Annotated in this window: 14 protein-coding genes; all 14 read right to left on the reverse strand. The window is 39.2% G+C overall.

All coding sequences use genetic code 11. The annotated features are described in order from the left end of the window. Positions 1 to 17 precede the first annotated feature (17 nt). A complete protein-coding gene (gene hslU / locus MKX72_RS21205; RefSeq protein WP_013084801.1) occupies positions 18 to 1,418 on the reverse strand; it encodes an HslU--HslV peptidase ATPase subunit in 1,401 nt (466 codons plus the stop codon). Between the two features lie 16 nt (positions 1,419 to 1,434). Next, positions 1,435 to 1,977 (reverse strand): ATP-dependent protease subunit HslV, encoded by a 543-nt coding sequence (hslV, locus tag MKX72_RS21210; protein ID WP_013058884.1) that lies wholly within the window; start codon positions 1,975 to 1,977, stop codon positions 1,435 to 1,437. 14 nt (positions 1,978 to 1,991) lie between these two features. Further along, on the reverse strand, positions 1,992 to 2,894 hold the full coding sequence (gene xerC / locus MKX72_RS21215) for a tyrosine recombinase XerC (RefSeq protein WP_014458427.1): 903 nt from the start codon (positions 2,892 to 2,894) through the stop codon (positions 1,992 to 1,994). A gap of 65 nt (positions 2,895 to 2,959) precedes the next feature. After that, on the reverse strand, positions 2,960 to 4,264 hold the full coding sequence (gene trmFO / locus MKX72_RS21220; protein ID WP_028411436.1) for an FADH(2)-oxidizing methylenetetrahydrofolate--tRNA-(uracil(54)-C(5))-methyltransferase TrmFO: 1,305 nt from the start codon (positions 4,262 to 4,264) through the stop codon (positions 2,960 to 2,962). A gap of 206 nt (positions 4,265 to 4,470) precedes the next feature. Then, a complete protein-coding gene (topA, locus tag MKX72_RS21225) occupies positions 4,471 to 6,546 on the reverse strand; it encodes a type I DNA topoisomerase (protein ID WP_028411437.1) in 2,076 nt (691 codons plus the stop codon). 154 nt (positions 6,547 to 6,700) lie between these two features. Beyond that, positions 6,701 to 7,582, reverse strand: a complete 882-nt coding sequence (gene dprA, locus MKX72_RS21230; protein WP_033579776.1) for a DNA-processing protein DprA — start codon at positions 7,580 to 7,582, stop codon at positions 6,701 to 6,703. Between the two features lie 63 nt (positions 7,583 to 7,645). Beyond that, on the reverse strand, positions 7,646 to 8,548 hold the full coding sequence (sucD, locus tag MKX72_RS21235) for a succinate--CoA ligase subunit alpha (RefSeq protein ID WP_013058889.1): 903 nt from the start codon (positions 8,546 to 8,548) through the stop codon (positions 7,646 to 7,648). A gap of 18 nt (positions 8,549 to 8,566) precedes the next feature. Beyond that, complete coding sequence (gene sucC, locus MKX72_RS21240) at positions 8,567 to 9,727, reverse strand: ADP-forming succinate--CoA ligase subunit beta (protein WP_013058890.1); 1,161 nt, start codon at positions 9,725 to 9,727, stop codon at positions 8,567 to 8,569. 368 nt (positions 9,728 to 10,095) lie between these two features. Next, complete coding sequence (locus tag MKX72_RS21245; protein ID WP_033579775.1) at positions 10,096 to 10,863, reverse strand: ribonuclease HII; 768 nt, start codon at positions 10,861 to 10,863, stop codon at positions 10,096 to 10,098. A 107-nt stretch (positions 10,864 to 10,970) separates the two neighbouring features. Then, positions 10,971 to 11,837, reverse strand: a complete 867-nt coding sequence (ylqF, locus tag MKX72_RS21250; protein ID WP_025750333.1) for a ribosome biogenesis GTPase YlqF — start codon at positions 11,835 to 11,837, stop codon at positions 10,971 to 10,973. A gap of 21 nt (positions 11,838 to 11,858) precedes the next feature. Beyond that, on the reverse strand, positions 11,859 to 12,410 hold the full coding sequence (gene lepB / locus MKX72_RS21255; protein WP_013058893.1) for a signal peptidase I: 552 nt from the start codon (positions 12,408 to 12,410) through the stop codon (positions 11,859 to 11,861). A gap of 180 nt (positions 12,411 to 12,590) precedes the next feature. Next, entirely contained in the window at positions 12,591 to 12,935 is a 345-nt protein-coding gene (gene rplS, locus MKX72_RS21260) for a 50S ribosomal protein L19 (protein ID WP_013084808.1), read from the reverse strand. Between the two features lie 161 nt (positions 12,936 to 13,096). Further along, entirely contained in the window at positions 13,097 to 13,837 is a 741-nt protein-coding gene (trmD, locus tag MKX72_RS21265) for a tRNA (guanosine(37)-N1)-methyltransferase TrmD (protein ID WP_014458419.1), read from the reverse strand. Then, positions 13,837 to 14,349 carry a ribosome maturation factor RimM gene (gene rimM, locus MKX72_RS21270; RefSeq protein ID WP_028411442.1) on the reverse strand — a complete coding sequence of 171 codons (513 nt, stop codon included), beginning with the start codon at positions 14,347 to 14,349 and terminating at the stop codon, positions 13,837 to 13,839. Before rimM ends, trmD begins: the two co-directional genes overlap by 1 nt. Positions 14,350 to 14,354: the final 5 nt, after the last annotated feature.

The raw sequence follows: 14,354 nt of genomic DNA on the forward strand, positions 1-14,354 counted from the left end.
CTCCTGCGATTTCAGTTCTATAAAATAAATTGACTCAAATCTTTGTTTTTAGCGATTTTTTCTAATTTTTCTTCCACATACTGCGGAGTAATCACAATTTTCTCTAATGTTACTTCTGGTGCTTCAAACGATAAATCCTCTAGCAAACGTTCTAAAATCGTATGAAGCCTTCTTGCACCAATATTGTCTGTATCTTGATTTACCTGATATGCAATTTCTGCAATCTTACGTATAGCATCGTCAGAAAATTCAATTTGTATACCTTCAGTTTCCAATAATGCCGCATATTGCTTTAATAACGCATTATCTGGCTCTACTAAAATGTTTATAAAATCTTCAACGGTTAGCTTCGTTAATTCAACGCGAATTGGGAATCGACCTTGCAATTCTGGAATTAAATCCGACGGTTTTGATACATGGAAAGCACCAGCTGCTACAAATAAAACATGATCAGTTTTGACTGCACCATATTTGGTAACAATCGTTGATCCTTCTACAATTGGTAAAATATCTCGCTGCACGCCTTCACGTGAAACATCAGCGGAAGATGAATTACCACTTTTTTGAGCAATTTTATCAATTTCGTCAATGAAAATAATTCCGTATTGTTCTGCACGATTCACAGCTTCTTGCGTCACTTCATCCATATCAATCAATTTTTGCGCTTCTTCATTTGTTAATACTTTTCGTGCATCTTTAACAGTAAGTTTGCGCTTTTTTTGTTTTTTAGGCATAAAATTGCTTAAGGCATCCTGCATGTTCATGCCCATTTGTTCCATACCCGAACCTTGTAACATATCAAACATAGAAGGCTGTTGCTCTTCTACTTCAATTGTGACATAATGATTTTCAAGCTCTCCTAGAGCAAGCTGATGAGCAATCTGCTTGCGCTTCGTTGCAATATTCGTTTCCTCATCTTGATCAGGATCCGCATCGCTTGACTGTGTACCGTTTGAAAAAATCATTTCAAACGGATTTTTAAACGATTGCTGCTTCTTTTTGCTTGGAACAAGAAGCTCCACTATCCGCTTGTTTGCATTTTCTTCTGCACGATCACGCACGCCGTTCATTTTTTCTTCTTTCACAAGTCGAACTGACGTTTCCACTAAATCACGAACCATTGATTCCACATCGCGTCCTACATATCCAACTTCCGTAAATTTTGTTGCCTCAACCTTAATAAAAGGTGCACCGACAAGCTTAGCTAAGCGGCGTGCAATCTCGGTTTTACCCACACCTGTAGGACCAATCATTAAAATGTTTTTCGGCACAACTTCATCACGTAAAGATTCGTCTAGCAGACCGCGGCGATAGCGATTTCGCAGCGCAACAGCGACCGCTTTCTTTGCCTTCGTTTGACCAATAATATACTGATCGAGCTTTTCTACAATTTGTCGAGGTGTTAAATGAGAATTCATAAAAAAATCCCCTTTCCTACAGTTCTTCTACAATAATATGATCATTTGTATAAACACATATCTCACTTGCTACATCTAAAGCTGCTTTTGCAATTTCTTTAGCTGTTAAATGTTCGCCTGCATGTTGTTTTAATGCACGTCCCGCTGATAAAGCATAATTTCCGCCTGATCCAATTGCTAAAATGCCGTCGTCCGGTTCAATAACTTCACCCGTTCCTGATACTAACAGTAAGTTATCTTTGTTCATAACAATAAGCATTGCTTCTAACTTTCGCAATACTTTGTCACTTCTCCATTGTTTAGCAAGCTCCACGGCTGCACGCTGAAGATTTCCGTTATACTCTTCAAGCTTCGTTTCAAATAATTCAAAAAGAGTGAATGCATCAGCTACTGAACCTGCAAAGCCGGCAAGAACTTGCCCTTGAAATAGACGTCTTACTTTTCGAGCAGTATGTTTCATCACAACAGCATTTCCAAACGTTACTTGTCCGTCCCCAGACATGGCACATTGACCGTTATGCTGAACTGCAAAAATCGTAGTAGCATGGAAAGTAGACAAATTAACTCCTCCTTTTATGCGCGAGGATGGTGATTCATATAAACTGCCTTTAAACGATCCTTCGTCACATGTGTGTATATTTGAGTGGTTGATAAATGTTCATGACCTAGCATTTCTTGAACTGTACGTAAATCTGCCCCTTCATTTAACATATGAGTCGCAAAAGTATGCCGCAAAACGTGTGGACTAATATGTATATTCTCAGCGGTTTTCTTTACTAACTGATCAATGACTAAGCGTATGCCTCGGTCTGTCAACGGTGTCCCCTTATAATTTAAAAAGAGCGAATGAGTATCAGAAGGAGCCTTTTTTAAAAGAAGCTTTCTTCCATTATCTATATATACTCTAAGAGCGTCCTTGGCATAACAGCCAAATGGCACGTACCGTTGTTTTTTCCCTTTGCCATATACGAGCAAAGTTTGAAGTGAAAAATCTATATCGCTAAGCTTAATAGATGCACATTCACTCACTCGTATTCCGGTGGCATACAGCAATTCTAAGAGAGACTGATTACGCTGCCCTAACGGAGTTGTTAAGTCATTCATTTGAAATAATTTCACAATCTCCTCTTCATACAGGAAGCGAGGATTTCTCTCTTCCTTTTTAGGAAGGGTAACGAGCGCAAATGGATTATCTTCTACTAATTCTTCTCTATTTAAGTAACGATAAAACGTTCTCAAACAAGAAATTTTGCGTGACATCGATCTTTTTGAATACTGCTTTTCATATAGGCGTGTTAAAAACAGCCTTGCATCAGCATATGTAACACTTTGTAGGTTTTGTATTTGCTCTTCCTGCATAAAAGACATAAAGATACCTATGTCTTTTTCATAGCAGTCAACTGTATATTTTGAATAATTTTTCTCAATTTGTAAATATTCTAGAAAGGAATTTAATACATCTTTAACAAATTCCAATGTTATCACCTCACAAGGGCTACTAAATATTATCACAATTAAGTAGCCCTTGCAAACAATTTTGATTATTTTGTTGTAAAATTCTGAATAGTTTCCAATGCTCGTTTAGCCAGCGTTTCATTTCGTTCTTGTTTGTTTTTGATTCGCACTTCCAATTCTTTGAATAAGCCAAAGTTGGCATTCATCGGCTGGAAGTTTTTGGCGTTTGTATGTGTGATATAGTGAGCCATACTGCCAATCGCTGTTTCCTGCGGCAATACAACCAATTCTTCACCAAGCACGAGTCGAGCCGCGTTCATTCCTGCCATTAATCCGCTCGCAGCTGATTCTACATATCCTTCTACTCCCGTCATTTGTCCAGCAAAGAATAAGTCATCACGCTCGCGATATTGATACGTAGGCTTTAACAATTTAGGAGAATTAATAAACGTATTTCTATGCATAACTCCGTAGCGTACTACTTCTGCATTTTCTAAACCTGGGATTAAGCTTAATACTTCTTTTTGTGCTCCCCATTTTAAATGTGTTTGGAAACCTACAATATTATATAGTGTACCTGCTGCATCATCTTGACGAAGCTGAACAACTGCATAAGGTCGCTTTCCTGTTTTCGGATCTTCTAACCCAACTGGTTTCATTGGTCCAAAGAGCATTGTTTTTTCTCCGCGTGAAGCCATTACTTCAATCGGCATACATCCTTCAAAATAAATTTCTTTCTCAAATTCTTTTAAAGGAACCGTCTCTGCATTGATTAATGCTTCATGAAAGCGCTGGAATTCTTCTTTTGTCATCGGACAGTTTAAATAGGCAGCTTCCCCTTTGTCATAGCGAGATTTAAGATATACTTTATCCATATCAATGCTGTCTTTTTCAATAATAGGTGCAGCCGCATCGTAAAAATATAAATAATCTTCACTTGTTAACGCGCGCAGCTGTTCCGATAAATCTTTTGACGTTAGCGGACCTGTTGCAATAACAGTTGGTCCCTGTGGAATTTCCGTAATTTCTTCATTAACAACCGTTACGTTCGGATGGTTTTTAACGCTTTCCGTCACACGAGAGGCAAATTCGTGACGATCAACAGCCAGTGCTCCACCTGCTGGAACCGCACACTCGTCTGCTGAACGAATAATGACAGAGTCTAATAATCGCATTTCTTCTTTTAGCACACCCACTGCATTTGTTAATGTATTCGCACGCAGTGAATTACTACATACTAATTCAGCAAATTTGTCCGTATGATGAGCAGGTGTTTGCTTTACTGGTCTCATCTCATAAAGACGGACTTTCAAACCGCGCTTTGCGATTTGCCAAGCTGCTTCACTTCCAGCAAGACCTGCTCCAATAACATTAATTACTTGTTCATTCATTGTAAATCCTCCAACTTCATTTCTATCTTTTCTATCATTTTACTTATTCATTCACTTGTCTTTTCCTTTTTTAACGGGACAAAGAAAATGCGACATTACTCAATGTCGCTAATAACGTTTCCATTTTAGCACATGAAGCAATGTCGCCGCATCTTATATAACTGCTATTTTTAAATTTAAAGTGTGGGAATTCATCCCATTCTCTTTTACTGCTGAGCTTCCTCTTTATAATCACAACTTGTACAGACCACTTGAGTTCCTTTTTTCTGTTTCTTCTCTACAAGCAGATTTTCACATTTCGGACATTTTCTTGCAATCGGTTTATCCCAAGATACGAAGTCACAGCCCGGGAATCGATCACAGCCATAAAATGTACGCTTTTTCTTCGATTTTCGCTCAACGATATTTCCTTCTTCACATTTCGGACACTTTACGCCAATCTCTTTTACAATTGGCTTCGTGTTGCGACAGTCAGGGAAATTAGAGCATGCCATAAATTTTCCGTAGCGTCCCATTTTGTATACCATAGGTGAACCGCACTCTTCACAGTCTTCTCCGGCAGGTTCATCTTTAATCTCCACTTCGCGCATTTCTTTTTCAGCATGTTCTAAGCGTTTTTCAAAATCACTGTAAAATTCGTCAATAACACGCACCCATTGAACATTACCATCTTCCACTTCATCCAAATCGTTTTCCATTTTAGCTGTAAACTCTACATCTAAAATTTCCGGAAAAAACTCCAATACAAGCTCTAGTACAATTTCTCCAAGTTCTGTTGGAACAAAACGCTTGTTATCGAGCGCTACGTATCCGCGCTTTTGAATCGTATCAAGTGTTGGAGCATATGTAGACGGTCGGCCAATGCCTAGCTCTTCTAATGTCTTAACTAAACGAGCTTCTGTATATCTTGGCGGCGGCTGTGTGAAGTGCTGCTTTTCATCGATGTCCTTAGAATAAGCTACTTCTCCTTCTTCTAAGTCTGGAAGAAGATTTTCTTTTTCCTCCACTTGATCATCATTGCCTTCAACATACACTTTCATAAAACCTGGAAATTTAACTTTTGAGCCGTTCGCTCTAAATGTTACGTCTCCATTTTTCAAATCTACAGCCATTGTATCCATAATGGCAGGTGCCATTTGACTAGCAACGAAGCGCTCCCATACTAACTTATACAGTCGATACTGATCACGCGATAAGAACTCTTTTACCTCTCCTGGTTTACGAAGAGCTGAAGTTGGACGAATCGCTTCGTGGGCATCTTGCGCATTTGAATTCTTCTTTTCTTTACGCTTTTCCGTTGCCACAAACTGATTTCCGTACGCGTTCGTAATGTAATCTCTAGCTTCTGTTTGAGCTGTTTCTGAAATACGAGTAGAATCGGTACGCATATACGTGATAAGACCTACTGTACCTTCTTTTCCTAAATCAATTCCTTCATATAATTGCTGCGCAATCATCATCGTTTTTTTCGCTCGGAAGTTCAGTTTCCGCGCTGCCTCTTGCTGTAATGAAGACGTGGTAAAAGAAGGAGCCGCATTACGCTTTCGCTCACGTTTTGTTACTTTAGAAATTGAAAATTCGTTTCCATCTAATTGTTTAACAATGTTGGTTACATCATCTTCATTCGATAGCTCTACTTTTTTCCCTTGATATTCGATTAACTGGCCTTCAAACTGGTCGTTCCCTTTTTGAAAAGTTGCTTTTACCGTCCAGTATTCTTCTGGGATAAACTTTGCAATTTCTTTTTCACGATCAATAATTAACCGCACTGCAATTGATTGAACCCTTCCGGCACTTAATCCTTTTTTCACTTTTTTCCACAGCAATGGACTGATATTGTAGCCAACCAGCCTGTCAAGAATACGTCGTGCTTGTTGAGCATCTACTAAATCCATATTAATTGCTCGTGGATGTTTAAAAGATTCTTTAATCGCTTCTTTTGTAATCTCGTTAAATACTACGCGGCAGTCCGATGCAATGTCTACATCCAAACTGTGCGCCAAATGCCATGCAATCGCTTCTCCTTCACGGTCTGGATCGGCTGCTAGGTAAATCTTTTTTGCTTTTTTAGCCGCTGTTTTTAGTTCTTTTAAAACCGGGCCTTTCCCGCGAATTGTAATATATTTCGGGTTGTAATCTTGTTCAATATCAATTCCCATTTGACTTTTAGGTAAATCGCGAACATGTCCCATCGATGCTTTTACTTTATATTTCTTTCCTAAATAACGTTCAATTGTTTTAGCCTTTGCAGGCGATTCTACAATTACTAGGTAGTCAGACATCTATTTGTTCCTCCTCAAGAGGTAGAATAAAATCTTCATTATTATTAAATATTTGGTTCTTGTTTGTCAAATGTCAAAAAGATAAGTCATACGATTTTCCTACGTATCTCACTAGTATTTCATACCATGCAAGAATATGACTACTTTGAAACATTCATCTTATATACATCATTTCATCTGTAATATCAGCAGCGCTTTGCACAAGTTTTGCCCCTAATTGGATTAACTTATTCGTTCCACATGATGTTTCTTCAAAAATAGAACCCGGTATGGCAAATACTTCTCTTCCTTGCTGAAGCGCCTGGTCGGCGGTAATAAAAGATCCACTTCTTTCTTTTGCTTGCACCACCAACGTGCCTCCTGTTAATCCGCTAATGATTCTGTTTCTGCGAGGGAAAAACCATTTCGTCGGCTTCATAAACGGGGCATATTCAGAAAGCAGCAAATGATGCTGCGCAATTTCTCTTGCTAAATTTTGGTTTCCTCTTGGGTAAATATTATAAAACCCTCCGCCTAAAACTGCAATCGTTTTAGCTTTTTCAGCGATAGCCAGTTCATGAGCAGCCTGGTCAATTCCTAAGGCTAGCCCACTCACAACGACAAATTCTTCATGCAGCATCGGCTTAACAATACGAGTTAAAGCTGCAGTTCCATATGAAGTAGGATTTCTTGTTCCTACAACGCTTAAGCTTGCCGGAGCGTGTAAAAGAGACAAGTTCCCCCTTGCAAATAATACCCAAGGCGGATCATAAATATGGCGCAAAAGTTCAGGATATTCATCATCTAAGATGGTGACACATCGAATATTCTCAGCGTCATATTTATCTAGAATATCTCGTATTGGAATAGTTTGCAAATCTTTTTTTATTTGATTAGCACGTTCAATCGAGAGAGTCAATAGTTTTTGAAGCTGTGATGGAGAGTACTCGTAGAGATTTTGTAATGAAGAATTCTGTTGAAGTAGCGTAAAAATTTGTTTCCAATTAACAGATGGACAATGTGCTAAATGAATTAATTTTTCCCGTAAACCAGACATTCTACAATCTCCTTTTTAAATGGACAAAATAGCCCCCGGTCAAAGGAGGCTATATGTCTTCTATTAATGAGTCTTACACTGCTCGTAAATGCCTTGTTCTTTTAACACCTTAATAAGTGTTTCTCCCATAACAGATGGTGTTTCAGCTACTTGGATACCGCACTCATTCATTGTTTTAATTTTTTCAGACGCTGTCCCTTTACCACCTGAAATAATCGCACCAGCATGGCCCATACGTTTTCCTGGAGGCGCTGTTTGACCGCCAATGAAGCCGACAACAGGTTTTGTCATATTTGCTTTTACCCATTCTGCCGCTTCTTCTTCTGCTGTACCGCCGATTTCCCCAATCATAATTACTGCATACGTATCTTCATCTTCATTAAACGCTTTTAATACATCGATAAAGTTCGTGCCATTCACCGGGTCACCGCCGATACCAACAGCTGTTGATTGGCCAATTCCAGCTTCAGAAAGTTGGTGAACAGCTTCATATGTTAATGTACCAGAACGCGAAACTACACCTACATGACCTTTTTTGTGAATGTACCCTGGCATAATGCCAATTTTACATTCTTCCGGTGTAATAACACCTGGGCAGTTAGGCCCTACAAGACGCGTACGTTTTCCTTCCATATAACGCTTTACTTTTACCATATCTAATACTGGAATACCTTCTGTAATACAAATAACTAAATCTAAATCTGCGTCAACTGCTTCAATAATGGAGTCAGCTGCGAATGCTGGTGGAACATATACAACAGAAGCCGTTGCGCCTGTTTTTTCTTTCGCCTCGGCAACCGTATTAAATACCGGAACACCTTCTACTTCTAAGCCGCCTTTACCCGGCGTTACGCCACCAACAATTTTCGTTCCATATTCTAACATTTGCTGTGTATGAAAAAGGCCAACTCCGCCTGTAATTCCTTGTACAATTACTTTTGTATCTTGATTAATAAATACGCTCATTCCTATCCCCCAGCCTTTCTATTTCACTAGTGAAACGATTTTTTGTGCGCCGTCTGCCATAGATTCAGCAGCTGTGATATTTAAGCCTGATTTTTGTAAAATTTCTTTTCCAAGTTCAACGTTTGTTCCTTCTAAGCGAACAACTAATGGAAGGCTTAATCCAACTTGTTTTGTTGCTTCAACAACACCTGTTGCAATAACATCACATTTCATAATTCCGCCGAAAATATTAACGAAAATACCTTTTACATTTTGGTCAGATAAAATAATTTTAAATGCTTCTGTTACTTTTTCAGCAGTTGCGCCGCCCCCAACATCCAGGAAGTTAGCAGGGTCGCCTCCGTAATGCTTAATAATATCCATCGTTGCCATCGCTAAACCTGCACCGTTTACCATACAACCGATATTACCGTCTAGTGAAATGTAGCTTAAGTCGTATTTAGATGCTTCAATTTCTTTAGCATCTTCCTCTTCAAGGTCACGATATTCAAGAATATCTTTTTGGCGATACAGCGCATTTGAATCAAAGTTTAACTTCGCATCCAATGCCATAACGTCTCCGTCACCTGTTACAACTAGAGGGTTAATCTCTGCAATTGAGCAGTCTTTTTCAACAAATACTGTATATAAACCTGTCATGAATTTAACTGCTTTTCCAACTAATTCTTTTGGAATATTAATATTAAATGCAAGTCTGCGAGCTTGGAATGCTTGTAAACCAATCGCCGGATCTACATATTCTTTAAAGATTTTTTCAGGCGTTTTTTCCGCCACTTCTTCAATTTCAGTTCCACCTTCTTCAGAACCCATCAATACAACTTGAGACGTTGCACGATCAAGAACTAAACCGATGTAGTATTCTTTCTTAATATCGCATCCCTCTTCAACTAACAAGCGCTTAACTTCTTTTCCTTCAGGGCCTGTTTGGTGCGTTACGAGGGTCTTTCCTAAAATATCTTGTGCATATGTACGAACTTCATCTAAGTTTTTTGCTACTTTGACACCGCCCGCTTTACCGCGTCCACCAGCATGGATTTGTGCTTTCACCACTGATACTTGTGAACCTAATTCCTTTGCTGCTTCAACTGCTTCTTCAACAGTAAAAGCTACTCGACCGTTTGGTACTGCAACCCCATATTTTCTGAGTAGTTCTTTTCCTTGATACTCATGGATATTCATTTCCCATCCTCCTAACATAATCAACCACAAAACTATACTGCACAAAATAGACTGCGCTTTCATTGTATAAAAATAATTGTCTAATTGTCTACTATTCTAGTGAAAAATATTGAAATAATAAGAAAATTGATATTTTTATGGAGATAGTACTTAACCATACCTTATGAAGTAGATGAGGCTCTGCGGACGTTAAACGTGTGGTTGATCATGTAAATCAACCTTCATAACTAAAGCAGACTGAGAGGAAAATAATTTACGAATTTTTCCCGCTGCAATATCTCCGCTTACATAGGCTATATTCTTTTTAAGCCTAGAATCCCGCATTGAAACATGCGCTAAAAAGCAGAGATATGCTCGGGTATCATGTTCTAGTTTACTTGGTTTTTTATCGGTGCAAAAGATCGGCGGTGTTCTGGCAAAATTCCATATTGTTCGATTGCTTCTAAATGTTGTTTTGTTCCATATCCCATATGTTTTTCGAATCCGTATGCAGGATAGCGTTCACCAAGTTCTTTCATCATTCGATCTCGCGTCACTTTTGCAATAACAGAACTTGCAGCAATTGAAATGCTTGTAGCATCGCCTTTAATGATTGACTGCTGCGAAATAGGCACCGGCAGCTTCATCGCATCAATGAGCAGTTCATCAGGCTGAACTGCCAGCAGTTCAATGGCTTCAGTCATGGCCTTTTTTGTTGCTTCGTAAATATTAATAGAATCAATGACCTCTGCGTCTATAATCCCTATACCGATAGCGACAGCTTTTTTACAAATTTCTTCATAAAACGCTTCTCGCTTTGCTTCTGATAACTTCTTTGAATCCGTCAGACCAGGGAGAAAAAAATCGGGAGGCAAAATAACAGCAGCTGCTACTACCGGTCCTGCTAACGGTCCCCTTCCTACTTCGTCTACTCCGGCAATATAAGTTGCTCCTTGCCTATATAATTCATTTTCATATGCCATCATTTCATCAAACTGTTGCTTCAAGCGCTCAGCCGCTTCAAATTGCCTTTGTTTTTGAATAATAACCTGCTGCACACCTTTACGCTCATCTTGCGCATATGCCTTAAATAAAGCATCTTCCGGGCTTCTCACTTGCTTTAGTTCCTCTTTTATTTCCTTAATACTCTTTTTCATTAGCTCCACCTTCTTTATATCAACATTTTCACGCGGCACTTTCACATAAAAAACGCCTCATGCTGAAAAGGCAGAGGCGTTTTTTGCTTCAGTTCGCAATGTGTTGCTTACAGCTGTTGTTCAGCTTCACTTGGATCATCAAATGTAAAGGTGCCAATTTTATCCGTTCGAATTTCTCGAAGAACAAGCTCAGCTGTTTTATCGTAATCCACCATGCCGCCACCCATTAAACAGCCGCGGCGCGACCCAATTGCATCAAAAAGCTCTACAATGTCTTCAGGGATTTCATTTAAATCATAACGCTGCTTTAATTGTTCTGGGTAATGGCTAGTTAAGAAGCGCAGCGCATAAACAGCGACATCTTGCATATTTAAAATGGTATCTTTGATAGCACCCGTTGTCGCAAGCTTATATCCAACTGTTTCATCTTCAAACTTAGGCCACAAAATACCTGGCGTATCAAGCAGCTCTAGCTCGTTTCCTACCTTAATCCACTGCTGTGCCTGCGTCACACCTGGACGATCTCCCGTCTTGGCGATTTTTTTGCTGGCAAGGCGGTTAATTAGCGTTGATTTACCGACGTTAGGAATCCCTACAATCATCGCACGGATAGCGCGGGGTTTTTTAACTCCTTTTGCGCGCATGCGGTCAAACTTCTCTTGAAGAAGTTCTTTAGAAGACGAAACAATTTGTTTCATTCCTTTACCTGCTTGTGCGTCAATAGCTAAGGCATAAATACCTTGTTCTTTGTAATAATCTAACCACTGCTGAGTGACGCGCGGATCCGCTTTGTCCACTTTATTCAACAATACGATTCTGGGCTTGTTCACAATAATCTCATCAATCATTGGATTTCGCGATGATTGCGGAATGCGTGCATCAACCAGTTCGTATACAATATCAATCAATTTTAGCTTTTCAGTTACTTGTCTTCTGGCCTTGGCCATATGGCCAGGAAACCATTGAATTGTCATATTTTACTCACCTTTTATATTTTACTTTGCAAAACGCGCTTCTTTAATCGGCCAGTATACGGCACTCGTTTTACCAAGCACCTTGTCCATGCTCACAAAGCCAATCTGACGGCTGTCTTTACTGTAGCGTCGATTGTCTCCCATCACGAACAAATAGCCTTCTGGCACGGTCTTTTTACCCGTTACGTCTTCTAGTTTAAAATCTTCGGTTAAATTACCGTCAATCACTTCTTTTTTATACTGATCTAAATAGGGCTCTTTATAAGCTTTTCCATTTACATATAGCGTATCATTTCGATACTCAATATGATCACCCGGCAGTCCGATAATACGTTTTATGTAATCTTTTTCCGCTGTAGCATGAAAAACAATAATATCAAAGCGATCAGGATCACCAATCTTATAGGAGAACTTATTTACAATCATTCGATTTTGGTCATGCAGCGTAGGCATCATAGAAAGTCCATCTACTACAATCGGTGCAAACAAAAAATAGCGAATTACAACAGCTAACAGTACGGCAATGGCGATTGCTTTTATCCATTCCCACAGTTCATTTTTCTTTCGAGCCATCTTCAGTCCTCCAACTCTTATGTCATACCTTTATTTTAAACGATAATGTTTGAAACGCCTAATAAATAAATAGAATAAAAAAATGATGACTTGTACGTCTATTTTTCACTGTCAGAGAACGAATCGTTCTAAAAAAACATTTGAAAAAAGGAGCTTGTATAAACAAGCTCCCCTTTACTATTATCGAATTTCTTTAATACGCGCAGCTTTACCACGTAATTCACGTAGGTAATAAAGTTTCGCACGGCGTACTTTACCGCGGCGCATTACTTCGATTTTTGCAATTTTTGGCGTATGAAGTGGGAATGTACGCTCTACACCTACACCGTAAGAAATCTTACGTACTGTAAATGTTTCGCTGATACCACCGCCACGACGCTTAATAACAACACCTTCAAATACCTGAACACGTTCACGAGTACCCTCAACGATATTTACGTGTACACGTACAGTATCACCAGGACGGAACGTAGGAAGATCTGTTTTTAATTGTTCTTTTGTAATCTCTTCGATTAATTTTTGCATCGCGTGTTTCAACTCCTTCCAACAGACGCTCATACCAATGCTTTTCAATCATTGCAGCGGAACATCGTTATAGGTGACCAGACATCTGCCCAAGCCACAAAATCTATCTTAGCACACTCTTATACCGTATGCAACAGAGTTTATGCATAAATTTCATGGATTTACGAAAGGTTGTTTTCCTCTTTTAATTGAGCTACTAGTTTCTTTTGTTCTTCCGTTAGCTCCATCTTTTCAAGCATATCCGGTCTTCGAAGCAACGTGCGCTTTAAAGACTCTTTTTGGCGCCACTGTTCAATTTTTTTATGATTTCCTGACATAAGTACTTCAGGAACTGTTAAGCCTCTAAAATCAGCAGGACGCGTATAGTGGGGGTGCTCTAGTAAACCTGTACTGTGTGAGTCTTGCACAGCTGAATGATTATTGCCAAGGACATCAGGAAGCAGGCGAACAACGCTATCGATCACAACCATTGCACCAAGCTCTCCTCCAGTTAATACATAGTCACCAATTGAAATTTCATCAGTTACCAGCTGCTCACGAATTCGTTCATCATATCCTTCGTAATGACCGCAAATAAAAATTAAATGCTCTTCTGCTGCTAGTTCTTCTGCTTTTGCCTGTGTATAGCGTTCGCCCTGCGGACAAAGCAAAACTACCCGGGGCTTCTTAGCTGTTTCAGTCAGCTTTTCTACAGCGTCAAAAATAGGCTGAGGTGTTAATACCATTCCAGCACCTCCGCCGTAAGGATAATCGTCCACATTTTGATGTTTGTTCGTAGAATATTCTCGGAAATTAACTACATTCAGTTCAACCGCATTTTTTTCCTGTGCTTTTTTCAAAATTGATTCACCAAAAACACCGTCAAACATAGAAGGAAATAGCGATAGTACATCAATTTTCATTAGTCCAATAACCCTTCCATTACTGTAATAACAATCTCTTTTTCCTCTATATCAATAGATTGTACAACGTCGTCGATGTAAGGAATAAGAACTTCTTTTCCGCCTTTTTTAACGACCCACACATCATTAGCTCCCGGCGTTAAAATTTCTTTGACCGTTCCTACCTCTACTCCGTCTTCTGTTTTTACTGTACAGCCAATAATTTCGTGGAAATAAAATTCACCGTCTTCTAAATCCGTTAGCTGCTCCTCAGGAATTTTCACTTCGCAGTTTTTGTACTGCTCAACATCATTTACGTTGTGATAGCCTTCGAATGTAAGCAGATCAAAATTTTTATGCCTGCGATGGCTTGCTACCGTTACTTCCACCGGCTCGCTTTGCTTTTCTTTGAAGATATAAAGTTTATTTCCTTTTTCATAGCGCTCATCAGCAAAATCCGTAGTTGATACAATACGAATTTCTCCTTTTACACCATGGGTATTCACAATTTTTCCAACCTTAAACCATTTCATGCTTC

Origin of the sequence: Priestia sp. FSL R5-0597 (assembly GCF_038006305.1) — a bacterium.
GTDB lineage: Bacteria > Bacillota > Bacilli > Bacillales > Bacillaceae_H > Priestia > Priestia zanthoxyli.

What these genes read in the sequence shown, in the direction of transcription:
- trmFO (WP_028411436.1), bottom strand. Translation starts at nt 4,264, where the DNA reads ATGAATGAACAAGTAATTAATGTTATTGGAGCAGGTCTTGCTGGAAGT.
- trmD (WP_014458419.1), bottom strand. Translation starts at nt 13,837, where the DNA reads ATGAAAATTGATGTACTATCGCTATTTCCTTCTATGTTTGACGGTGTT.
- MKX72_RS21245 (WP_033579775.1), bottom strand. Translation starts at nt 10,863, where the DNA reads ATGAAAAAGAGTATTAAGGAAATAAAAGAGGAACTAAAGCAAGTGAGA.
- topA (WP_028411437.1), bottom strand. Translation starts at nt 6,546, where the DNA reads ATGTCTGACTACCTAGTAATTGTAGAATCGCCTGCAAAGGCTAAAACA.
- rplS (WP_013084808.1), bottom strand. Translation starts at nt 12,935, where the DNA reads ATGCAAAAATTAATCGAAGAGATTACAAAAGAACAATTAAAAACAGAT.
- lepB (WP_013058893.1), bottom strand. Translation starts at nt 12,410, where the DNA reads ATGGCTCGAAAGAAAAATGAACTGTGGGAATGGATAAAAGCAATCGCC.
- sucD (WP_013058889.1), bottom strand. Translation starts at nt 8,548, where the DNA reads ATGAGCGTATTTATTAATCAAGATACAAAAGTAATTGTACAAGGAATT.
- sucC (WP_013058890.1), bottom strand. Translation starts at nt 9,727, where the DNA reads ATGAATATCCATGAGTATCAAGGAAAAGAACTACTCAGAAAATATGGG.
- rimM (WP_028411442.1), bottom strand. Translation starts at nt 14,349, where the DNA reads ATGAAATGGTTTAAGGTTGGAAAAATTGTGAATACCCATGGTGTAAAA.
- hslU (WP_013084801.1), bottom strand. Translation starts at nt 1,418, where the DNA reads ATGAATTCTCATTTAACACCTCGACAAATTGTAGAAAAGCTCGATCAG.
- dprA (WP_033579776.1), bottom strand. Translation starts at nt 7,582, where the DNA reads ATGTCTGGTTTACGGGAAAAATTAATTCATTTAGCACATTGTCCATCT.
- ylqF (WP_025750333.1), bottom strand. Translation starts at nt 11,837, where the DNA reads ATGACAATTCAATGGTTTCCTGGCCATATGGCCAAGGCCAGAAGACAA.